This window comes from Actinoplanes hulinensis (assembly GCF_019429605.1).
GTDB lineage: Bacteria > Actinomycetota > Actinomycetes > Mycobacteriales > Micromonosporaceae > Actinoplanes > Actinoplanes campanulatus.
In genome coordinates, this window is record NZ_JAHXZI010000014.1 from 234628 (window position 1) to 256088 (window position 21461).

16 protein-coding genes and 1 pseudogene are annotated in these 21461 nt (G+C 71.3%); 4 read left to right on the top strand and 13 right to left on the bottom strand.

Annotated features, from left to right (window positions below; genetic code table 11):
* Positions 1-100 precede the first annotated feature (100 nt).
* Together KZ829_RS26285 and KZ829_RS26290 are read right to left on the bottom strand one after the other, a co-directional pair.
* A complete protein-coding gene (locus KZ829_RS26285) occupies positions 101-1897 on the bottom strand; it encodes a flavin-containing monooxygenase (protein ID WP_220146580.1) in 1797 nt (598 codons plus the stop codon).
* A gap of 101 nt (positions 1898-1998) precedes the next feature.
* Positions 1999-2658, bottom strand: a complete 660-nt coding sequence (locus KZ829_RS26290) for a TetR/AcrR family transcriptional regulator (protein ID WP_220146581.1) — start codon at positions 2656-2658, stop codon at positions 1999-2001.
* Between the two features lie 102 nt (positions 2659-2760).
* Between KZ829_RS26290 and KZ829_RS26295 the strand changes: the two genes are divergently transcribed.
* A complete protein-coding gene (locus KZ829_RS26295) occupies positions 2761-5787 on the top strand; it encodes an ATP-binding protein (protein WP_220146582.1) in 3027 nt (1008 codons plus the stop codon).
* Here KZ829_RS26295 and KZ829_RS26300 read toward each other — a convergent pair.
* The 4 genes and pseudogenes from KZ829_RS26300 to KZ829_RS43305 form a co-directional block, all read right to left on the bottom strand.
* Positions 5763-6530: an ABC transporter permease gene (locus KZ829_RS26300; protein WP_220146583.1), complete on the bottom strand. Its 768-nt coding sequence runs from the start codon at positions 6528-6530 to the stop codon at positions 5763-5765. The genes KZ829_RS26295 and KZ829_RS26300 overlap by 25 nt on opposite strands.
* On the bottom strand, positions 6527-7441 hold the full coding sequence (locus KZ829_RS26305; protein WP_220146584.1) for an ATP-binding cassette domain-containing protein: 915 nt from the start codon (positions 7439-7441) through the stop codon (positions 6527-6529). Before KZ829_RS26305 ends, KZ829_RS26300 begins: the two co-directional genes overlap by 4 nt.
* 127 nt (positions 7442-7568) lie before the next feature.
* Positions 7569-9656: a sensor histidine kinase gene (locus KZ829_RS26310; RefSeq protein WP_220146585.1), complete on the bottom strand. Its 2088-nt coding sequence runs from the start codon at positions 9654-9656 to the stop codon at positions 7569-7571.
* A 115-nt stretch (positions 9657-9771) separates the two neighbouring features.
* Positions 9772-10862: pseudogene (locus tag KZ829_RS43305) on the bottom strand (TDT family transporter).
* A gap of 112 nt (positions 10863-10974) precedes the next feature.
* Here KZ829_RS43305 and KZ829_RS26325 point away from each other — a divergent pair.
* Positions 10975-11895 (top strand): LysR family transcriptional regulator, encoded by a 921-nt coding sequence (locus tag KZ829_RS26325; RefSeq protein WP_246636264.1) that lies wholly within the window; start codon positions 10975-10977, stop codon positions 11893-11895.
* On the opposite strand, the gene KZ829_RS26330 is transcribed toward KZ829_RS26325, so the two are convergent.
* The 4 genes from KZ829_RS26330 to KZ829_RS26345 form a co-directional block, all read right to left on the bottom strand.
* Positions 11892-12413 carry a helix-turn-helix domain-containing protein gene (locus KZ829_RS26330; RefSeq protein WP_220146588.1) on the bottom strand — a complete coding sequence of 174 codons (522 nt, stop codon included), beginning with the start codon at positions 12411-12413 and terminating at the stop codon, positions 11892-11894. The two genes, KZ829_RS26325 and KZ829_RS26330, sit on opposite strands and share 4 nt — an antisense overlap.
* Before the next feature lie 216 nt (positions 12414-12629).
* Positions 12630-13361 (bottom strand): endonuclease/exonuclease/phosphatase family protein, encoded by a 732-nt coding sequence (locus KZ829_RS26335; protein WP_220146589.1) that lies wholly within the window; start codon positions 13359-13361, stop codon positions 12630-12632.
* Positions 13362-13382: 21 nt separating this feature from the next.
* A complete protein-coding gene (locus KZ829_RS26340; protein WP_220146590.1) occupies positions 13383-14057 on the bottom strand; it encodes a response regulator in 675 nt (224 codons plus the stop codon).
* Between the two features lie 68 nt (positions 14058-14125).
* On the bottom strand, positions 14126-15295 hold the full coding sequence (locus KZ829_RS26345; protein WP_246636312.1) for a sensor histidine kinase: 1170 nt from the start codon (positions 15293-15295) through the stop codon (positions 14126-14128).
* Positions 15296-15435: 140 nt separating this feature from the next.
* Between KZ829_RS26345 and KZ829_RS26350 the strand changes: the two genes are divergently transcribed.
* Entirely contained in the window at positions 15436-17541 is a 2106-nt protein-coding gene (locus tag KZ829_RS26350) for an MMPL family transporter (protein ID WP_220146592.1), read from the top strand.
* A gap of 232 nt (positions 17542-17773) precedes the next feature.
* On the opposite strand, the gene KZ829_RS26355 is transcribed toward KZ829_RS26350, so the two are convergent.
* A complete protein-coding gene (locus KZ829_RS26355) occupies positions 17774-18742 on the bottom strand; it encodes a DUF5937 family protein (RefSeq protein WP_220146593.1) in 969 nt (322 codons plus the stop codon).
* Between the two features lie 66 nt (positions 18743-18808).
* On the opposite strand from KZ829_RS26355, the gene KZ829_RS26360 reads away from it, so the two are divergent.
* Positions 18809-20071: an MFS transporter gene (locus KZ829_RS26360; RefSeq protein WP_220146594.1), complete on the top strand. Its 1263-nt coding sequence runs from the start codon at positions 18809-18811 to the stop codon at positions 20069-20071.
* Positions 20072-20435: 364 nt separating this feature from the next.
* Here the strand turns inward: KZ829_RS26360 and KZ829_RS26365 are convergent, their stop codons facing one another.
* Entirely contained in the window at positions 20436-20711 is a 276-nt protein-coding gene (locus tag KZ829_RS26365; RefSeq protein ID WP_220146595.1) for a hypothetical protein, read from the bottom strand.
* A gap of 123 nt (positions 20712-20834) precedes the next feature.
* A complete protein-coding gene (locus tag KZ829_RS26370; protein WP_220146596.1) occupies positions 20835-21416 on the bottom strand; it encodes a hypothetical protein in 582 nt (193 codons plus the stop codon).
* Positions 21417-21461: the final 45 nt, after the last annotated feature.

Below are 21461 nucleotides of genomic sequence, written 5' to 3' on the forward strand. Positions count from 1 at the left end.
CAGCGTTAATCCGCAGGTTGGCGGGGCACTGCACAAGAGAACACGCTCGGGCGGCTGACGCCGCCCGAGCGTGAGACGTTCCTCGTGGTGCTGCGCAAACTCAGTTCGTGACCAGGACGTCGTCCATGCCCTCGGTGCGCCAGGTGCGCAGCAGTTCGTGGAAGACGACCGGGCCGGGACCGTAGGAGAAGTTCACCGGCCGCGGGTTGCCCTCGCCGTTGTAGTAGCCGGGCGTGCACTCGGCCTGGAAGTTGAAGTTGTTCGGGGCGGTCTCGAAGATGGTCCGCACCCAGCCCTCCTCCGCCTCCGCGGTCGGCTCCACCCGGATCGCGCCGCGCTTGGTGGCCTCGGCGACCACCGCGCCGATGTGGATGGCCTGCTCCTGGAGCACGTGGACGAAGTTGACCGCCGCCGCGTTCTGCAGCGCGCCCATGTGGAACAGGTTCGGGAAGCCGTGGCTGTAGAAGCCGTGCAGCGTACGCGGCCCGTTGCGCCAGTGCCCGAGCAGCGGCATCCCGCCCCGGCCGGTGACCGGCAGCGTCCCGGACACCACGCCGGAGATGCCGACCTCGAAGCCGGTGGCGAAGATGACGCAGTCCACCTCGTACTCCTGGTCGCCGACGACGACGGAGTTCTCGGTCATCCGGGTGATGCCGCCGTGGTCGGCCGTGTCGACCAGGGTCACGTTGGGCCGGTTGAACGCCGGCAGGTAGAAGTCGCTGAACGTGGGCCGCTTGCACATGTACCGGTACCAGGGCTTGAGGATCTCGGCGACGGCCGGGTCCTCGACCACCTCGTCGACCCGGGCGCGGATCTCGTCCATCGTCCGGAAGTCGGCGATCTCGTCGAGGTACTCGCGCTCCTCCGCTGAGATGGTCGGGTCGAGCGTGCCGGTCAGCATCTGCCGCTGGAGCTTGGCGGTCGCCGTCCAGCGGTCGCCGATCAGGTCCTGGTCGACGTGGCCGCCGGTCACGATGGTCAGGAAGTTGTCCATCCGCTCCTGCTGCCATCCGGGCCGCAGCGACGCGGCCCACGCCGGGTCGGTGGGCCGGTTGCCGCGGAAGTCCACGGTGGACGGGGTGCGCTGGAAGACGTACAGCTGCTGGGCCGACTCGGCCAGGTGCGGGACGACCTGGATGGCGGTGGCGCCGGTGCCGACCACGGCGACGCGGAGGCCGGCCAGCTTCGACAGGTCGTCGCCGGTGTAGTCGTAGTCCCACCGGCTGGTGTGGAACGTGCGGCCCTGGAAGTCCTGGATGCCGGGGATGCCGGGCAGCTTCGGCTGGGTCATGGTGCCCGACGAGATCGCCACGTAACGGGCCCGGAACTCGTCACCGCGGTCGGTGGTGACCTGCCACTCGTTGGCGGCGTCGTCCCAGGTCAGCGACGTGACGCGGGTGTGGAACATGGTGTCGTCGTACAGGTCGAACCGCTTGGCGATGGCGACGCAGTGCCGGCGGATCTCCTCACCGGGGGCGTAACGCCACTCCGGGACGTGGCCGACCTCCTCCAACAGCGGCATGTAGACGGTCGCCTCGATGTCACAGTGGACGCCCGGGTAGCGGTTCCAGTACCAGGTGCCGCCGAAGTCGCCGCCCTCGTCGATCATCCGGAGCTGCTGGACGCCGGCCTGCCGCAGCCTCGCGCCGGTGAGCAGGCCGCCGAACCCGCCGCCGATCACCAGCGCCTCGACCCGGTCGGTCTTCGGCTCCCGTTCCGCGAACGGCGTGTACGGATCCTTGGCGTAGTCGCCGAACTCGCCGGCCGCCCGCTGGTACTGGGTGGCCCCGTCCGGCCGTATGCGGCGGTCCCGCTCGGCGCGATATCTGGCGCGCAGAGCGGTGAGTTCCTCGGGGGTGAACCGGTGGGGTGTAGCGGGGATGTTGGAGGGGGACATGCGTGGGACCTTTCGCGGGGGAGCTTCCGGTGCGGCACAGCCAGGCGATCAATTTAAAGCAACTGACTGATGTAGATGGTGAAGCGGGGCCGCCTGTCGCGTTAAATGCGGTCCTGAATGTTCTGACACGGGGCCCCGTAGAGCCCTTCGAGGGCGTCGATCAAACTCGTCGCGGTCGCCGCCCATACGGAACGTGAGTCCACACCGGGCGGCATGGCCCGTTCCCGCTGCGCGCAGAAGTGCATGATCAGGGTGTGCGCCATGTCGTCGCGCTCCTGCCACACCTCGGGGGTCAGGTGCGGCAGCCTCTCGTGCAGGCCGTCCAGGACCGCGTGCAGCGTCGGCGCCGCACCCACCTCGGCCGCCGCCAGCTGCCGCAGGTTCGGTTCGGTCATCAGCTGGGCCGCGAACCGGGCGTACCAACTCGGATCGCCCAGCGTGGCGAGATGGTCGGTGATCGGCCGGACCACACAGGTCACCCAGTCGCGCAACCGGTCGCTGCCGCCGTGCTCGGCCAGCAGCCGCTCCCGGATCCGCTCCGTCGGCGTCGCGTGCCGCCGCACGATCGCCCGGACCAGCTCGTTCTTGCCACCGAAGTGGTAGCCGACGGCCGCGTTGTTGCCCTGCCCGGCCGCCTCGCTGATCTGCCGGCTGGACACGGTGAAGACACCGTGCTCGGCGAAGAGCCGCTCCGCCGTCGCCAGGATCCGCGCGCGGGTCGTCTCCACCTGCTCGGCGCGCGCCCTCCTGGCGTTACTCATGCTCGTGGCTCCGGTGCGACGTGCGAGAGTGGTCGGCGATCAGGATAAAACCCGGTGATCGTACGCCGGAGGCGGCTCCGAGGGCGGCGATACGCTGACCCGGTGACACCCGACCTCGTCCTGCTGACCCGGGTGGCCCACCGTGGCCGGGAGATCACCGGCGCCCGCCTGCGGGACCTGCTCGCCCTGCTCGCCGGGGACCTGCGGACCGGCTGCGGCACCGGCCGGCTGATCGAGGCACTGTGGCCGGACGAGCAGCCGGAGAATCCCCCGAAAGCGTTGCAGATCCTGGTGTCCCGGGCACGGTCGCAGCTCGGCGGGGACGTCGTCGTGCGTACCCCGACGGGTTATCGCCTGGCGCTGGCCGACGACCAGCTGGACAGCTCCGCCGTGCTGATCCGTGCCGCCGCGGCGGCCCGGTGTGCCCGCGACGGTGACCATTCCGCCGCGCTCGCCCACGCCGACGCCGGACTGGCGCTGTGGCAGGGGACCGTGCCGGGGGAGCCGGAGGACGACAGCCGGCTCGCCGCGCTGCGGGCCGAACGACGGACCGCGCATCGCGCCCTGACCCGGGCCCGCGCGCTCGCCCTGGCGAGGCTGGACCGGCACGCCGAGGCCGCCGGACCGCTCGCGGAACTGGCCGTGGAACGGCCCCGCGACGAGGAGATCCTGGTCGAGCTGCTGCGCTGTGAGGCGGCGACGGCCGGGCCGGCGACCGCGCTGGCCCGCTACGACACCTACCGGCGGGCGCTGCGGGACGAGCTCGGCGCCGATCCGGGAGCGGCGGTGCGGGCCGAGCACCGGCGGCTGCTGCAAGGACTCACCCCGACCGTGCGGCACGGTGTCGCCCACGAGCCGAATCCGCTGCTCGGCCGGGACGAGGACGTCGCCGCGGTGGAGGCGCTGCTGCGTACCTCCCGGGTCGTCTCGATCGTCGGGCCGGGCGGACTCGGCAAGACGCGTCTCGCCAACGCGGTGGCCCGGCGCGCCGAGATGCCCACCGTGACCGTGGTTCCGCTCGCCGCCATCGGTCCCGGCCAGGTCGCCGGCGAGGTGGCGGCCGCCGCCGGAGCACACCTGCTGGTGCTGGACAACTGCGAGCACGTGGTCGCCGACGTCGCCGGCGTGGTCGGTGACCTGGTGGCGTCGAACGCCGACGTGCGGGTGCTCACCACCGGGCGTACCCCGCTCGGGCTGTCGTCGGAGACGGTCTACCGGCTGCCGGAGCTCGGCCTGCCGGCCAGCGTGGCCCTGTTCGAGCAGCGTGCGCGGGCGCAGCGGCCCGGCGTCGACCTGCCGGCCGGCGAGGTGGAACGGGTGTGCCGGCATCTGGACGGGCTGCCGCTCGCCGTGGAGCTCGCCGCCGCCCGGGTGCGGATCATGTCGGTGAGCGACCTGGCCGGGCGGCTCGGCGACCGGTTCGGGCTGCTGCGCGGCGGCGCCCGGGACGCCCCGGCCCGCCACCACACGCTGCACGCCGTCGTCGACTGGAGCTGGAATCTGCTCGATCCGGCGGGGCGGGAGGCGATGCGGGCGCTGTCGGTGTTCCCCGGCGGATTCACCGTCGCGGCCGCCGAACGGATCCTCGGCGGCGACCCGCTCATGCTGCTCGAACACCTCGTCGACCATTCGCTGCTCACCGTGGACGACACCCCGTCCGGGACGCGGATGCGGATGCTGGAGACGATCCGCGAGTTCAGCGCCGCCCGGCCGGGGGCCGATCCGACCGGTGCGTTCCTGGACTGGGCGCGGGAGTTCGGGCTCGCTCACCACGCGCCCCTGTTCGGGCCGGAGCCGTACGCCCCCGCCGTCGCGATCAAGGCGGAGCAGGAGAATCTCCAGCACGCCCTGCGTCTCGCCGTCGACCGGGACGACCGGCCCACCATCGCGGCGGTCACCGCGGTCCTCGGCGGCCGCTGGCTGCTCGACTCCGACTATCCGCGGCTCACCGTCCTGACCCGGCAGACCTCCTGGGCGCTGTCGCACTACCGGCCGGAACCGGAGTTCGCCGAGGTCACCCGGGGCGCCCTGGTGCTGGCGCTGGCCGCCACGTTCGGCACCGAGGGAGCCCGGCCGGTCCGCGCCGTCGTCGCGTTGCGCCGGCTCGGGCCGGCCGCCCCGGACACCGTGCTAGCGGCGGTCGACCGGGTGATCGCGGCGGTCCGCGACCCGGCCGGGCTCCAACGGCTGTGCGAGAGCCCCGAGCCGCTGCTCGCCGGCGCCGCGAGCATCCTGATCAGCTACCACCGGGAGGCCACCGGCGACCTCGACGGGGCGCTGGCGGCCGCCCGGCAGGCGCTCGGCCGCTTCTCCGCACCGGACCTGCCGTGGCTGCGGTCGGTCAACCACTGCCGGGTCGCCGAACTCTGCCTGCACCTCGAACAGGGCGCCGCCGCCCGGGACCATCTGCTCGCGGCGCTGCCGGTGATGGAACGGCTCGGGGCGCAGTCCACGGTGGCCGGAGCTCGTACCTGGCTGGTGCTCGCGAACCTCCAGATCGGGGACGCCGACGAGGCCGAACGCTGGCTGGAGGGGGTGGCCGCGATCGCGTACGCCGAGGAGCTGGAGTCCTCCTCGATCGGCTACGACCTGGGCGTCCGTGCCGAGTTGGCGTTCGCCCGCGGTGATGTGGACGGCGGGCTGCGGCTGTGGCGGCGGGTCGCCGACCAGTTGCGTGACGCCGACGAGGCCTACGGCGTCATCGACCCGTGGGTGATGGAGGCGCGGTCGGTGACGGTCATCGCGCACGCCCGGCACGGACGGCTCGACCTGGTCGCCGACGTCGCGGCGGCCCTGCCCGCCCGGCTGCACGACCTGCTCACCCACCCGCTGGACAACCCGCCGCCGTACCTGGTCGAGCAGACGATCTGCGGAACCCTGCTGCTGGCCGTGGCCACCGCCGACCTCACCCACCCGGATCGGGCCACCGGCGCGGCCCGGATGATCGCGTTGGCCGAACGGTTCCGGACACTGCACAACTTCCAGCCGACCATGTCCACGGCCGCCGCCCGGGCCGACGCCGGGAAGGCCGACCAGCGGGCGTACGAGGAGGCCGTCTCCTCCTACGCCCACCTGGACGGCTCACTCCTACGGGCGGCAGCGGTTCAGGCGCTGCGCTCGCGACCGTAGTTGCGCCTCGCCCACACGTAACCGGCCACCGCGATCGCCCCGCACCAGCCGACCGCGACCGCTCCGCTGTTCCCGATCGGCGTGCCGAGCAGCAGCCCGCGCAGCGTCTCCATGATCGGCGTGAACGGCTGATGTTCGGCGAACCAGCTCAGCCCGGCCGGCATCGACTCGGTTGGCACGAACCCGCTGCCGAAGAACGGGAGCAGGGTCAACGGCATCGGCAGGTTGCTCGCCCCATTCACCGACTTCGCCGACAGGCCCATCCCGACGGCCAGCCACACCAGCGCGAACGCCGTGGCGGTGAGCAGGGCCGCCGTGGCCAGCCACTCGGTCACGGTCGCGTCCGGCCGGAAACCGACGAGCACCGCCACCGCGAGAATGATCAGGAGCTGGCACAGGATCTGGAGCACACTGCCCAGCACATGGCCGGTCAGCACCGACGTCCGGGCGATCGCCATGGTCCGGAAACGGTCCATGATGCCGCTGGTCATGTCGATCGCCACCGCGATCGAGGTGCCCTGGACGGCGCTGGCCACGGTGATCAGCAGGATGCCGGGGACGACGTAGTTGACGTACGCCTGCCGGCCACCCTCGCCGCCCAGCCCGTCGCCGAGCGTCCCGCCGAGCACATAGACGAACAGCAACAGGAAGATGATCGGTACGGCGAGCAGCAGCAGCGTCGTCGAAAGGTCCCGTGCCATGTGCCGGAACTGGCGGCGCAGCATGATCAGGGAGTCGCTCATCGTGTCACCGCCAGGAAAACGTCATCCAGGTCGGGCGTGTGCACGCTCAGCGTCTCCACCTCGACCGCCGCCGCGTCGAGCCGGCCCAGCAGCTCCCTGAGCGTTCTTGTCCTGTTGCCGCCCGGCACCCGCAGCACCAGTTCCTCGCCGGACTCCATCTCCAGGGCCGCGGCGGCCTCGGCCAACGCTCGATGATCGGCGAACCGGAGTTCCACATGCCCGCCCGGCACCAGCCGTTTGAGCTCGGCCGGGGTGCCCTCGGCGACCAGCCGCCCGTGGTCGAGCAGTGCGATCCGATCGGCGAGCTGGTCCGCCTCCTCCAGGTACTGCGTGGTGAGGAAGATCGTCACGCCCTGACCGGTCAGCTCGCGAACGATCTGCCACATGTCCCTGCGGCTGCGCGGGTCCAGTCCGGTCGTCGGCTCGTCCAGGAAGATCACTTTCGGGCGGCCCATCAGCCCCATGGCCAGATCCAGGCGGCGCCGCATGCCACCCGAATAGGTCACCGCAGGCTTCCGCGCCGCCTCGGCCAGCCCGAATCGGTCCAGCAGTTCTTCGGTACGCCGCCGGCGCTCGCTCCTGGGCAGATGGTTCAGCCCGGCCATCAGCAGCAGGTTCTCCTCGCCGGTGAGATAGTCGTCGAGCGCCGAGAACTGGCCGGTCATGCCGATCACGGCCCGCACCCGGCCGGGCTCGCGGGCCACGTCGTGCCCACAGATCCGGGCCACGCCCGCGTCCGCGCGGATCAGGGTGGCGAGAATCCGCACCATGGTGGTCTTTCCGGCCCCGTTCGGGCCGAGCAGCGAGAACACGGACCCTTCGGGAACGTGCAGGTCGATGGCGTCGAGCACCACCTGATCGCCGTAGGAACGGCGCAGGCCGGTCACCTCGATCGCCGGGATGTCAGTCATGGTGGGGACCATGCGCGCGGCCCGGATCACGGCGGTTTCACCGCGGTTTCACCGTCTCCACCGGCCGGCGCAGCGATGACCGCCCCGCTGTCCGGCGCCACCGACCTGCCGTAGGGGATCAGCCGGTTCAGGCCACGGCGGGCAGGGCTTCAGCCACGGCGGGCAGGGTGAAGGTGAACCGGGTGCCGCCGCCGGGGTTGTCGCTGGCGGTGATGGTGCCGCCGTGGCGCTCGACCGTGCGTTTGCAGATGGACAGGCCGAGGCCGGTGCCGGAGTAGGCCTGGCCGCGGTGGGCGCGGTGGAAGGTGTCGAAGACGGCGTCGTGCTGGCCGGCCGGGATGCCGATGCCGTTGTCGGTGATGGTGACCGCGACGGTGTCGTCCATCCGGGAACTGGAGATCGTGATGTGCGGGGTCACGTCGGCGGCGGTGTACTTGACGGCGTTGCTGACGAGGTTGTCCAGCAGCTGCCGCACCAGTACCGGGTCGGCGTGCATCGGGTGCAGGTCACCGGCGGTGAAGGTGGGCACGGGCGTGCCGGCGGCGACGGCGGTGTCGATGCGCGCGCCGGCGACGTCGGTGACCATCCGGTTCAGGTCGATGACGGCCGGGGTGAGGGCAGCGTCGCGGGTGGTGGTGTAGGCGAGCAGGTCGTTGACCAGTCCGCGCATGCGGGCCGCGGCGCGTTTGACCCGGACCAGGCCGCCGTGGGCGGCGGCCACGCAGGGGTGCTCGGGGACGTCCTCCAGGGCGTCGTCGGCCGCCTCGGTCCAGCCCTCGATGGTGGTCAGCGGGTTGAGCAGGTCGTGGGCGACCACCCCGGCGAAGCTGGCCAATGCGTCGCGGTGGCGGGTTTCGGCGGTGACGTCGTGAATCAGTACGACCGTGCGGTGCATGTAGCCGTCCGGGTGGATCACGGGGGCGGCGGTGCAGCGCAGGATCCGGTCATGCGGTAGGTCCGGGTTGCGCACGAGCATGTCCAGGACGTGGGTCTGCCTGTCCGCGGCGACCCGGCGCCAGGGCAGGTCGTGTTCGGGTATCGGGGTGCCGTTGATGTGATGGAGCCCGTAAAAGGCGACGGGGTCTTGTGTCCCAGTTGAGCGGACCCGGCCCAGGAGGGTCACCAGGGCGGGATTGTGCATGATCAGTTGGCCGTCGCGGTCGTGGACGCCCATGCCGTCGGACATGGAGTCGATGATCGCGTTCATCAGCCCTGCCTGCCGGGATGCCTGTTCCTTCTCGGCGGTCAGTTCGAGGGTCAGCGTGGCGCGTTCGTCGCGGATCAGAGCCAGGGTCAGGCCGATGAGGGCGGATGTCGCGGCGAACACGTGCGCGACCAGCACCTCGGTGTGGGCGGAGCCGAGCGTCACGAACGGCCCCGACCGGTACAGCGTGGCCACGCCCGCGGCGAGGGTGACGGCCGCGCTGAATGCCAGGACGTAGGTGGTGCACAGCCGGACGGCGGCCCATACGGTCAGGGCGAGCAGCGGGAACACCATGGAGACGCCGGGAAGGGAGAACATGACGCTGTAGGCGGCCGCCGAGCATCCGATCACGGCCAGGTACTCGCCGACGCGGGTGCCCGGCACCTCGCGCAGCGCCTGCCGCCACGCTGCCGACAACGTTCCGTGCCGGGCCCGCAGGTCGGCCAGCACCGCCGCGACGTGCTGGGCCAATGCCTCGCAGATCACCATGCCGACAGCCGTACTGATCAGCATGGTCATGGCCTGGCTCCACCAGAATGTGCCGGTGGCCGCCCACAGGCCCGGGAAGCCGACCACCGCACCGGCGGTGGCGGCACCGGCGGCGGCGGCCAGTTTCGGCCACAGGTCCGCGGGGCGGCGCAGCCGGGGACGGCCCGGCACACCGGGATGCTGCGAGCACCCGCGGACCGACAACCACAAGTACACGCCGACCTGGAACGGTGCGACCAGGGCGCACACCGCGGCGACCGCCACGGTCTGGCCGGCGGCCAGGTTGACGCCCACGGTCACCGCCACCAGCACCACCGGGTCGACCCACCGCACCGGCGACCGAAGCTGCGCGACGAACCACATCACCACGACGCCCACCGACGGCCACAGCTCGTACAGGTCGGTGTGGGTGAACGGCGCCCGGCTCAAGACCTCCACCAGCAGGAACGCCGACGCGAAGCCGGCCGTGCGCAGCAACGACGCCCGGACACCCGCGACAGCCGGCTCGTTGTGGGCCGTCATTCCCGCACCTCCGTCGGACGCTGCATGTCAGCCCTTTCGGCCGGCGGCGCGGGCCCACCGAGAACCGGTCCGCCCGTTTCCCCGGGTCCTAAGTCCCGAACCGGACGTCACGTGTTCACACGCCGGCGGGCAGTGGCCGCGGTGCCGGGGCGAACAGGGTGCCGCGGATGCTTCCACGGGCAGTGCGTGCCGCGACCACGGCCCAGGCGACCACCAGGGCGGCGTAGAGGGCGACGGCGCTGACCCGGAACAGGGTGGCGCCGGTGTGCAGGGCCAGTCCTGACGTACCGGTGACCACCGTGCCGACCGGGAAGGTGAACGACCACCAGGTCAGCGAGAAGGGCAGGTGGCGGCGGGCGGTGCGGATCGTGACGGCCGCGGCCAGGGCCGCCCACAGCAGCGTGAAACCCCAGACCGGTACGCCGTACAGCACCGCGAACGACGCCATCGCATCCGCGTACGGGGCGGGCAGAGCGGTGGAGGCCACACCGCCGAGCAGGTTCGCGGCGGTGATCGACTGGCCGAGCGGGCCGAGAACGATCCACAGGGTCGGCACCATCCGGGCCGCCCGATCTCGTGATGAACCAGCCGGGCCCAGATCATGCTGATGACCACCAGTGAGGCGAGCAGGCTGATCCCGAACATCGCGTAGCAGACCAGCATCATGGTCAGGCGAGGCTGACCCGCCGGCGTGTGCGGCACGAGCATCGCGCCCGTCGATGCCGACACCATCGGGGGCACGATCGCCATCAGCCAGCCGCCGAACGCGCTGCGCGGATCCACGTTCTCGTGCCGGGTGAACTGCAGGTACGGGATCGCGACCGCGGTGAACAGGCCGGCGAGCGTCCCGGCGGACCACAGCGCCCAGTCGACCGCGACGGCCGCCTGCGGCCCGATCACCTCCGGGCCGGCCAGTAGCGTTCCCGCTCCGACCGTCATCAGCGCCATCGGTGGGGCGCCGTAGAAGTGCGCCATGACCGGGTCGAGGTGGTGGCCCCGGGCAGTCCGCGGATGACGGCGCCAATGCGCCCCCGTCGCCGCGGTCAGCGCGATCAGCAGAAGCGCCGCGAGCGCCCACACACCGGTGGCGAACATCCGCAGTCCGGCGGACCGGAGGGGCAGCGAGAGCGCGGCGGTGGACACGATGCCGGTTCCCATGACCGAGGCAAACCAGTTCGGAGTCAGATTCGCCAGTGTCGTGTTCATGGGAATCACGATTCCGGTCCGGTGGACCGGCCGGTAGCTGCCACAACCTTGTGAGGTCACAAGCCTGATTTGTGGCTGTGTACGATTCCGGCTTGTGGCCTTGAGCGCGCGGATGCCGGATCTCTCATCACTGGAGCTGCTGCTCGCGATCGCGCGCACCGGGAGCCTGAGCGCCGCCGGACGTGAACTCGGCCTTACCCAGCAGGCCGTTTCCGCTCGTCTGGCCGGGCTGGAGGCCCGCACCGGGATCCGCCTCGCCGTGCGCACCACTCGCGGCGCCGTCCTCACCCCGGCCGGCACCGTGCTGGCCGGCTGGGCCGACCGCCTTCTCCAGGCCGCTCACGAGGTCGACACCGGGATCGCGTCGCTGCGCGCCGACGCCCAGGGCCGGATGCGGATCGCGGCCAGCCTGACCATCGCCGAGCAGCTGCTTCCGGCCTGGCTGGTCACGATGCGAGCGCAGGCCCGTCATCAGGGGAAGGAGCCGATCGAGGTGGTGCTCCAGGCCACCAACAGCGACACCGTCGTCGATCAGATCCGGGCCGGGGACGCCGACCTCGGCTTCATCGAGGGATCCGGCACGCCGCGCGGGTTGCGCAGTCGTGTCGTCGCCCACGACGAGCTGGTCCTCGTCGTCCTGCCCGATCACCGCTGGGCACGCCGGAGCTCCGGGGTCACCGCCGAGGAACTCAACGACACACCCCTGGTCACCCGCGAGGCGGGCTCCGGGACCCGCGAATTCCTGGCGACCGCGCTCCGGAGCCGCCTGGGCGCCGGCACCCGCCAGCCGAAACCGGCGCTCGAACTGTCCACCACCGCGTCGGTGCGCGCCGCCGTCCTCGCCGGTGCCGGTCCCGCCGTCCTGAGCCGGCTGGCCGTCGCCGACGACCTGCGCGGCGATCGGCTGCACCATGTCGTGGTCGTCGACCTCGATCTGCGCCGCGAGCTGCGCGCGATCTGGAACGGGCCACGAACACCGCCGGCCGGCGCCGTCCGGACCTTCCTGGCCCACCTCGGCACGCGGAGCGGTTAATCCGCCGGCATCAGGATGGTGGTCAGCAGCCGGCGGGTGCGGCCCTCGGGTGGCAGTGCCATGCGCCGGGCGAACACCCCGGCCAGTTCGGTCATCAGCTCGCCGAGTTCGTCGTCGGTGAGGTGCAGCGCCGCCTGCCGGTAGCCGACCAGATCGCGGCCGAGGTCGATGTCGCCGCGTGCGAGGCAGCGGTCGTAGTCGGCGAGCAGGCCGGCGGCGAACACGGCGAACGCGGCCCGGTGCTGTTCGACGGTCAGTTGAGCGGCCGCCCCAGCGTCGACGACCGCGTTTCCGGTGTGTAGCCGGTAGGTGCGCTCGGCCGCGCCGCGCACCCGGCGCTCCTCGGCCACCTCCAGGACCCCGGCCTCAGCCAGGGTGGCCACCTGCCGATAGAGGGTTGCCGTCGCCACGTCGGGGAGCAGCTCGCGCAGCCGCAGCGTGGTGAGGGCGCGATCGCCGAGGAAGGCCTGCACGATCCGCAACCGGACCGGGTGCAGCAGCAGCCCCGCCGTGGTCATCCCGGTCACATTCCTAGACCGTTCTCATTTTTGACATCGTTATCATGTCTGAGAATAGTAAAGGGTATGAGTGTTGTGTCCATGACCCTGTCCGCATAACCGCCACGGTGCGCGAGGTCGCCCGCTCGGCCCCATCGAACCGGCACCCGAACCTGTCGGCGGGCACCCGCCGGTCCGCGGCGACGCTCCACTGGTGCCGGAGACCGATCGGCGGGTTCAGCCGGCCGGGCTCAGGATGAGGTCGGCCTCCACCCCGTAGTGGTCGGAGAGGTGGGCGCGCCGTCCGTCGGCGAGAGTGACCTCGTCCTGAAAGACGAGGTGGGCGCTGCCGGTCATCGGCGGGCGTACCAGGATGTGGTCGAAGGCGGGCGGGTTCGGCCACCCGGGCGTCGGACGATAGGTCGGCCGGGTGTCACCGGCCAGCACATCCTGGAGCCCGGTCCCGTTCAGGAACTCCCGCAGCACGACGGAGTCACGCGGCACGTTGAGGTCACCGGTCACCACCACCGGCGCCGCCGGGCCGACCGCTGCGACCTGCCGGGCCAGCACCCCGAGTTCCGTCCGCGCGATACCCGTGTACCGGTTCTCCGCCGACCAGTCGTCGTCCCGGTTGGCCGAGAGATGGGTGTTGATCACGACCACTTCGCCGTCGTCGGTATCGACGGTCACCACCAGGGCGCCCTTGCGCATCAGATACTCGGGCCGGGCCGGCGCCGTCAACGGGAACCGGACGAACCGTGACCGCGTCACCGGCCACCGGGACAGCACCACCAGGCCACCCTTGAGCAGGACCGTTCCGGCCGAGACCCGATGTGGATACCGAGGGATCAGATGCCGGTACATGACCTCCTGCAGGCAGACGACGTCGTACCGGGACTCTTCAAGGATCTCGCCGAGCACCCGCAGCCGCGGCCGGACATCCCCTTTGAACAGTGTGTTCAACGTCAACAGTCGCAGTGTGATCCCACCTCATCGAGCGTTCTCCCCGGGACGGACCATACCGGTCTCGTAGGCGAGGATCACCGCCTGCACCCGGTCGCGGAGCTTCAGTTTGGGCAGGATCCGCTTCATATGGGTCTTCACCGTCGACTCCTCGACGAACAGCTCCGTCGCGATCTCCGCATTCGACAGACCCCGCGCCACCAGCGTCAACACATCCCGCTCCCGGGCGGTCAGCACCCGCAGCCGTCGCGTTGTCTCCGGATCCGGCGGAGTGGCCGTCGTCATCCGGTCGATGACCGTTCGCGTCACCGACGGCGACAGCAGCGACTCCCCGGCCGCGACCGTGTGAATGGCTTCGATCAGCTGCTCCGGCCGCGTCCGCTTGAGCAGGAACCCGGACGCTCCCGCATTGAGCGCCCCGAACACGTAGTCATCGTCCTCGAACGTGGTGAGGATCAGCACCCGAACCTCGGGTGCGACCGAACTCAGATCCCGGGTGGCCGCTATCCCGTCCTGGTGCGGCATCCGCACGTCCATCAGCACCACGTCGGGCAGGAGCGCCCGGGCCCGCGTCACCGCCTCCCGCCCGTCGGCGGCCTCACCGACCACCGCGATCCGGTCGTCGCTGGAGAGAACGGCCCGCAGCCCGGCCCGCATCAGGTCATCGTCGTCAACGACGAGCACCCGAAGGACCTCGCTCACCCTTGCACCCCCGTCCCGTCACGAAACCCCCGCACCCACTCTGAGCGGGCTGCACCACCACTTTCGCCCTATACAGCGGCCTCCGTGGCCGCGATCGGAAGTCGGGCGTGCAGCCGGAACAGGTTCGGTCCGGTCGTGTCCGCCTCCAGGGTGCCGTCCAGCAGGGCGACCCGCTCGCGCATGCCGACGATGCCCATCCCGCCGCCTGGCTGTGAGACCGAGCCGACCGGGTTACTCACCTCGATCTCCACCTCCGAACTCCCGTAGGCCATCCGAACATCGGCGGTCCCGGATCCGTGCCGGGCCGCGTTCGTCAGCGCCTCCTGCAGAATCCGGTAGGCCGCCCAGGCCACCCCGCTCGGCAGGCCCCGTGGCGCCCCGTCGAACGTGGTCGACACCTGCAAACCACCGGCCCGGTGCCGATCCACCAGTTGCTCCAGCGCGGCCGTGTCGGCGGGCGCGGGATCGGCCGGCCCCGACTCCTCCCGCAACGCCCGGACCAGCCGGTCGATGTCGGCGATGGTGCTCTGCGCGACCTCTTCGATGGTTTCGATGGCCTGCCGTGACCGCTGCGGATCGCGCTCGTGCAGCAGCCGCGCCGCACCCGCCTGCACCAGGATCACGTTGATCGCGTGCCCGGCCGAGTCGTGCAACTCCCGGGCGATCCGGGTGCGTTCCTGCGCCGCGGCCAGCCGCCGCTGCGCTGCGATGTCCAGCTCACGCAGCCGCGCGTGCTCCTCCAACTCGGCGATCCGCTCCTGCCGCAGCCGGTTGCGGTCACCGGCGACCCACACCAGCAGAACCATCGTGATCCACGCCGCGAAACCGGGAGCGATCGACAGCATGGACCGCGCCTGGTGGTTGACGGCCATCAGGGCGATCGACAGCGCGGGGAACAACAAGACCGCTGCCCACGCCGCATATCTGGGGCCGCGGGACGCGCCACCGAACCTCTCGGCCATCGCATAGGTCGCGATCAGCGCGCCCGGCGGAACGTCCAGCGGATAGTCGAGGGCGAGCAGGCACAGCGAGGCCACCGTGGTGATCGCGTAGACCGTGGCCGGGACCCGGCGAGCGAAGATCAAGGGCAGCGTCGACGCGAGGGCCAGCACCACCCCGAGCACGTCCAGCTGCCGGTAGACGCCCTCCTGGGCGCCGAGACCGCCCTGCTGGAGCATCACCAGCGTGAACACGGCGGCGAACAACGCCACCGTGCTGTCGACCAACCACCGCCTCATCGTCACGCGACCAGCGTACGACCGCCCAACCGCCCGGCGGATCCTTCCCGAGGGGCACCCGGTGTACCCCTCGAGGGGTACGAACCATGCCCTCTCCGGAGCGATTCGGCCGAGCGTTCACCGCCCCTACCGTCTGCCGCATGACTTCGGTATCGGTGCGCAGAGCCAGCGTCTTCGAACGGCTGGCCGGATGGTCCTATCGGCATCGCTGGCCGGCGCTGTTGCTCTGGGTGCTGGTCCTGGCCGGCGTCACGGCCGGCGCGGGCATCGCCGGCGACGACTACCACAACGACTTCAGCCTGCCCGGGGCGCAATCGCAGCAGGCGCAGGACGTGCTGGCCGACCGGGCGCCGACCCGCGCCGGCGCCACCCTCGAGATCGTCGTCCAGGACCCGGCGGGAGTGGAGCGGCCAGCCACCCGGGCCGCCGTCGAGGACATGCTGGCCCGGATCCGGAGCCTGCCGCACGTCGCCGACGCGGCGAAGCCGGAGGCGGTCTCCGCGGACGGCACGATCACCTATGCGACGGTCGCCCTCGACGTCACGGCCGAGGCGATGCCGGCCGAGGACACCCGGAAGATCATCGACGCGGCGCGGGTCCCCGGCCTCACCGTCGAGGTGGGCGGGGAAGCGGCCCGCGCCGCCGAGGAGGCCGAGGGCGGCGCCGCCGAGGGTGCCGGCATGCTGGCCGCGCTGATCATCCTGGTGTTCCTGTTCGGCTCGTTGCTGGCCGCCAGCCTCCCGATCGTGATCGCGGTTTTCGCCGTGGGTTCGGCGATCGGCCTGGTCACCCTCGCCTCCCATCTGGCCACGGTCGCCGACTTCACGGCACCGCTGCTGATCCTGGTCGGCCTCGGCGTCGGCATCGACTACGCGCTGCTGGTCTTCTCCCGCTTCCGCGGTGAGCTGACCGCCGGAGCGGACCGGGAGACCGCGGTGCGCACCGCCCTCGACACGGCCGGGCGAACCGTCTTCTTCGCCGGCACCACGGTGATCATCGCCCTGCTCGGCCTCGTGTCGCTCGGGATCGGCGCGCTCCAGGGCGTCGCCGTCGCCCTGGCCGTCACCGTGCTGGTCACGATGCTGGCCGCGCTGACCCTGCTGCCGGCCCTGCTCGGCCTCTTCGGTGCACGGCTGGAGCGCACGCTGCGTAAACGGCGTCGGCCGGAAGGGCGGATCTGGCGGAGGTGGAGCGACGCCGTCGGCCGCCGCCCCTGGCCGATCGCGATCGTCACGCTGGGCGTTCTGCTGGTGCTGTCCGCGCCTGTGCTGGACATGCGGCTCGGCTTCGCCGACGCGGGCAGCGACGCCGCGAGCAAGACCAGCACCAAGGCGTATGAGCTGCTCGCCGACGGGTTCGGTCCCGGCTTCAACGGCCCGCTCGTGATCGTGGTCGACGCCGCCGGTCAGCCGGCCGAAGCCGCGGCACAAGCGGTCCAGCGTGCGGTGACCACCACGCCCGGGATCGCGGCCACCCTGCCACCGATTCCCGCACCGGGCGGTGACGTGGCCACGGTGATCGCCTACCCGGCGTCCGCTCCACAGGATGAGGCCACCGGCGAGCTGGTCGGCACACTGCGCGACGACGTGCTCCCGGCGGTCGCACGGGACAGTGGGGTGACCGTCCTGGTCGGCGGCCCCACCGCTGCCGTCATCGACTTCTCCGACGCTGTCGCCGCCCGGCTGCCCCTGTTCGTGGCCGTGGTGGTGGGCCTCTCCGCGCTGCTCCTGCTGCTGGTGTTCCGGTCACTGCTGATCCCGCTCAAGGCCGCCGTGCTCAACCTGCTCAGCGTCAGTGCCGCGCTCGGCGTCATCATCCTCGTGTTCCAGGAGGGCGCCTTCGGTGTCCAGCCCGGCCCGATCGAGGCGTATGTCCCGGTCATGATCTTCGCGATCATCTTCGGCCTCTCCATGGATTACGAGGTGTTCCTGCTGGCCCGCATGCACGAGGAGTGGGAGCGCACCCGCGACGCCGCCGGTGCGGTCCGGGAAGGCCTGGCCACCACCGGCCGGGTGGTGACCGCCGCGGCCGCCATCATGATCGTCGTCTTCGGCGCCTTCCTCATGTCCCCCGACCGCATGCTCCAGCAGTTCGGCCTGGGCCTGGCAGTGGCCGTCCTGGTCGACGCCGTGATCATCCGCTGCCTCCTCCTCCCCGCCCTCATGCACCTGTTCGGCCCCCGCGCCTGGTGGCTCCCGAGCCCGCTGGCCCGCCGCCTACCCCACCTGGCCCTTGAACACCGGTGAGACCCGGTGCCAGCGGCGGGCCCGCCGCCTGCCCGGCGGCCGGGTAGGCGGTGATGTTGGCTGGGAGGCGGCTCCGTCGTCTGTCCTGTGCCCGGGCAGGCGGTGATGTCGGCTGGGGGAGCCGGTGTCAGCGGCGGGCTCGCAAGGCTCTGGTCTTGGGGCGGTGACCTTGGCTGGGAGGCTGTGCCAGCGGACACCGCAGCGTGCCTGTTTGCCCTGGTGGGGCGCGATGTCACCCCACCAGGGCGTCGCCCAGGGGAGTTCGTCGGTAGAGCACGGATCGGCCAGCCCTGGCCCTCTCCACCACACCGGACCGGAGGAGTACGCCGAGATGATCGCCCACCGCACCGACCGCCATTCCCAGGGCGCGGGCCAGCTGACTCGTGCTCGCGGGATCGGCCAGCATCATCAGGATCAGGGCGCGGGAGCGTCCGATCAGTGCGGCCAAATGTTCCGGCGCCTCGGGCGGCCCCTGTTCGAGCAGGGTCGCCACACCACGTACCGGATAGACGATGGCCTTCGGCCACGGCTCGTCGGCGAAGACGGCGAATTCCGGCCAGATGAACACCGACGGCACCAGCAACAGGCCCGCACCGTCCAGCACCGTGGCGTGGCCGCGCCGGCCGATCAGGTCGATTCCGCCGTCCTGCCAGCGCAGCTTCGGGTGGAGGCCGGACAGGGCCGCCTCCCAGCCGGCGCGGCTCAGTTCGCCGGATCGGTGGACGACGTCTCGTTCGCAGAGAAGGCGCAATTTCGGCCAGTCCTGGGCGAGCAGGACGGACCAGGCGGCGGCCAGGAAGACGGCCAGCCGGTCCAGGACGTCTGGCGCGGTCAGCACCTCACGGGCGGCCGCCGACGACGATGACCGTGCCAGGTAGTAGTCGATCTCCTCCCGCACGAGCGGGGGCGGGGCGGCTCGCAACGCCGCCAGGTCGTCCTCGATGGTCTGCCCGATCCGCTGCGGTGGGGGACAGATGAAGGTCGCCCCCGACGTGTCCAGGTGCAACGCGTGAATCGCGTCGAGCACCGGATCGGCCTTCAACGGCTCGAACCGGGGGCGCAACCGGGCCAGCCACGACGCTGGAACACCCCGTCCGTGTGGACCGGCCACCGCGCGGATCAGGTTGATCAGATCGAACACCGGCGACAGTGCGAACCGTGTCCGCAACAGGTCCTCGGTGCCGACGACGAACCGCAACACCCCACGACCTTACGCCACACGACGAAACATTGGTTCGCCGCAGTGCCCGGGCCGCAAGCTCACGGCATGACCGTCACCGATCGCCCGGCCACCTATCGAGAGGTGTTCGCGGAACCCACGTTCCGCACGCTTTTCGTCGCCCGCACCCTCGCCATCAGCGCGAACTCCCTTCAGATCTTCGCGCTGTCGGTCCTGGTCTACACGAGTACCGGCTCCCCGCTGCTCAGTGCGCTCGCCTTCGGTGCCGGGTTCCTGCCGCAGTTCGCGGGCGGCCTGTTGCTCGGCTCGCTCACCGACCGGCTCCCGGCCCGTCCCCTGATCGTCGCGGGTTACGCCGTGGAGGCCGCGCTGGCGGCGACCCTGTGCCTGGCCGACCTGCCGGTCGTGGTCAACCTGCTGCTCGTGGCCGCGGTCGCCTGCTTCACCCCGGTCTTCTCCGGCGCCGCGTCGAAGGTCATCGCCGAGCGTCTCACCGGCGACGCGTACGTCCTGGGCCGCTCGTTGACCAGCATGTCCTCGTCCGCCGCACAGCTTCTCGGCCTGGCCGGCGGCGGCGTCGCGGTAGCGACGCTCGGTGCCCGCCCGGCCCTGCTCGTCGCCGCCGTCTGCCACCTGCTCGCCGCGGCCGCCGTCCGCATCGGACTGCCCGCCGCCCGCATCGGACTGCCCGCCGCCCGCGGCGGACTGCACGCCGCCCGCGGCGGACTGCACGCCGACCACCGCGGCGCCGTTTCGAAGACCGGGGGAGCGGTCCGCGACAGCTGGACCGGCGCGATCTCCATGCTCACCGACCGCACCATCCGGCGCCTGCTGCTCGCCCAATGGCTGCCGTCCGCGTTCGTCGCCGGCTCCGAGGCTCTGCTCGTCGCCTACGCCGCCCGGCGCGGCTTCGCTCCCGGCGCCGGCGCGATCCTGATGGCGGCCCCCGCGGTCGGCATGCTCCTCGGCAACTTCGCCGTCGGCCGGCTGCTGCGCCCGAGCGTGCGCGAACGTCTCTCCGCCCCGCTGATCATCCTGCTCGGCGCCCCACTGATCACCCTGCTGGCACCGCTGCCGCTTCCACTGGTCACCGTGGTCCTGGTATTCGCCGGAACCGGCTTCGCCTACGGCCTCGGCTTGCAACGCGAGTTCCTGGAAGCGGCTCCCGCTGATCGTCTCGGCCAGCTGTTCGCCCTGCTCTCCACCGGTCTGATGGCCCTGCAAGGCGTAGGCCCGCTGGTCTTCGGCGCGCTCGCCGAGCTGACCTCACCCGCCACCGCCATCGCGGCCGCGGGCATGGCCACGTCGCTGGTCGCCCTGCCCGTCCACCTCCGCCGCCGCGTCGCCTGAAACCCATTCAGGAGTACGGCATCCGAGTGCCGTCGCCACCGAGATCGCCCGGCCGGATCCGAACGAGGCGTGTCCGTTCTCAAGTGTCTGGGCACCGTGGTCGATCTTGCCCGGCTGGTTGTGGGTGCTGTTTCAAAGCGGGCGAGACAGCGCTCACGACCAGCCGAAGCCACCTGGCTGGCGCTGAGTGCTGTCTCAACGGCGCTGAGACAGCACTGACGACCAGCTGGACAAGATCAGCGTCCGGACAGTTGCTCTGGGAGGCCGGCAGTCAGGATCGGTTTGCCGACCAAGGGGTGGAGCGGCCACTTGGGGCAAGGCTCGGCAGTGGGACTGTCCACCGAGCCTCATGAGACCCGACCCCTCAGGCGACGAGGGCCCAGCGATGCTGTGGGCGTGGCCGGCGTGCCGGGTACAGCAACTCGACGACGCTCAGCGCCCACAGCATCCGGGGGACGGCCAGCTCGGGGTGGTCGCCATACTCGGCGGCCATGTCGGCTGCGCAACCGCGGACGCCACCGTGTGCGCGCACCGTGACGCGGATCGCCTCGTCGACGATCTCGTAGGCCGGTCGGCTTCCGGTGGCCAGAGCGGTGGTGAACAGTGCCTCCGCACGGGCGGCGGTCAAATCGGCAGTCATGGTGCTCTCCTCCTTCGCGCGACACTTCGACCGGTAGACCCTCAAGGTAGCCGTGGGATACGACAACTTTTCCGGGCGTCGTCTTCGCAGGGGTGAACACCGCCGGACCGCCGACGGTTCACGTCACACGGTTTCGTAGGCGACCACCGGGCTCGTCGCCATCCGGTCCGGACCGGGCAGCAACGCTGGGTCCTCGCCGTCGAGCAGCCGCGTCGACATGATCGCGTCGCCGATCTCCCGCAGCGAGTCCGCCGAGGTGGCCAGGTGGACGACGGCGAACTTCGTGTCGCCGGGATGCCACAGGGTCAGCGTCCGGACCAGGCCGGGAAGGCTCTGCAGCGCCGGGCGGATCCGTTCCGCGCCGGCGCGGCGGATGGCGGCGAGCCGGACCGCGTTCAACGGCCCGTCGAAGTAGCCGACCCATGCGGCGGTGGCCGTCCGGCCCGCCGCCGTACCGATCCGGTCGTCCTCGATCTGATAGATGTCGTCGGTCTGGATCGTCACCGGGCGTGGCCCGCGACCGGCCCGCGAGCGTTCCGAGGCCAGTTCGGTGTCCTCCCGGTTGGTCCACAGCGTGATCAGCGTGCCCTCGAGCAGGATCAGGCCCGCGTACCCCGGATGCCCGGAGATCATTTCGACCAGCTCGCGGGCGAGCTTGTCGGCGTTGTCGGGCCGGGCCGCGGTGGTCTGGATTCGTGCGTACATCGTCGGTCACCTCCGGTGGTCTTTACCGACGATGTTCGGCCCGCT

Coding starts and splice junctions, on each gene's coding strand:
- KZ829_RS26350 (WP_220146592.1), top strand. CDS start 15,436: ATGACTTCGGTATCGGTGCGCAGAGCCAGCGTCTTCGAACGGCTGGCC.
- KZ829_RS26290 (WP_220146581.1), bottom strand. CDS start 2,658: ATGAGTAACGCCAGGAGGGCGCGCGCCGAGCAGGTGGAGACGACCCGC.
- KZ829_RS26345 (WP_246636312.1), bottom strand. CDS start 15,295: ATGAGGCGGTGGTTGGTCGACAGCACGGTGGCGTTGTTCGCCGCCGTG.
- KZ829_RS26365 (WP_220146595.1), bottom strand. CDS start 20,711: ATGACTGCCGATTTGACCGCCGCCCGTGCGGAGGCACTGTTCACCACC.
- KZ829_RS26370 (WP_220146596.1), bottom strand. CDS start 21,416: ATGTACGCACGAATCCAGACCACCGCGGCCCGGCCCGACAACGCCGAC.
- KZ829_RS26285 (WP_220146580.1), bottom strand. CDS start 1,897: ATGTCCCCCTCCAACATCCCCGCTACACCCCACCGGTTCACCCCCGAG.
- KZ829_RS26310 (WP_220146585.1), bottom strand. CDS start 9,656: ATGACGGCCCACAACGAGCCGGCTGTCGCGGGTGTCCGGGCGTCGTTG.
- KZ829_RS26300 (WP_220146583.1), bottom strand. CDS start 6,530: ATGAGCGACTCCCTGATCATGCTGCGCCGCCAGTTCCGGCACATGGCA.
- KZ829_RS26305 (WP_220146584.1), bottom strand. CDS start 7,441: ATGACTGACATCCCGGCGATCGAGGTGACCGGCCTGCGCCGTTCCTAC.
- KZ829_RS26325 (WP_246636264.1), top strand. CDS start 10,975: ATGCCGGATCTCTCATCACTGGAGCTGCTGCTCGCGATCGCGCGCACC.
- KZ829_RS26360 (WP_220146594.1), top strand. CDS start 18,809: ATGACCGTCACCGATCGCCCGGCCACCTATCGAGAGGTGTTCGCGGAA.
- KZ829_RS26330 (WP_220146588.1), bottom strand. CDS start 12,413: ATGACCACGGCGGGGCTGCTGCTGCACCCGGTCCGGTTGCGGATCGTG.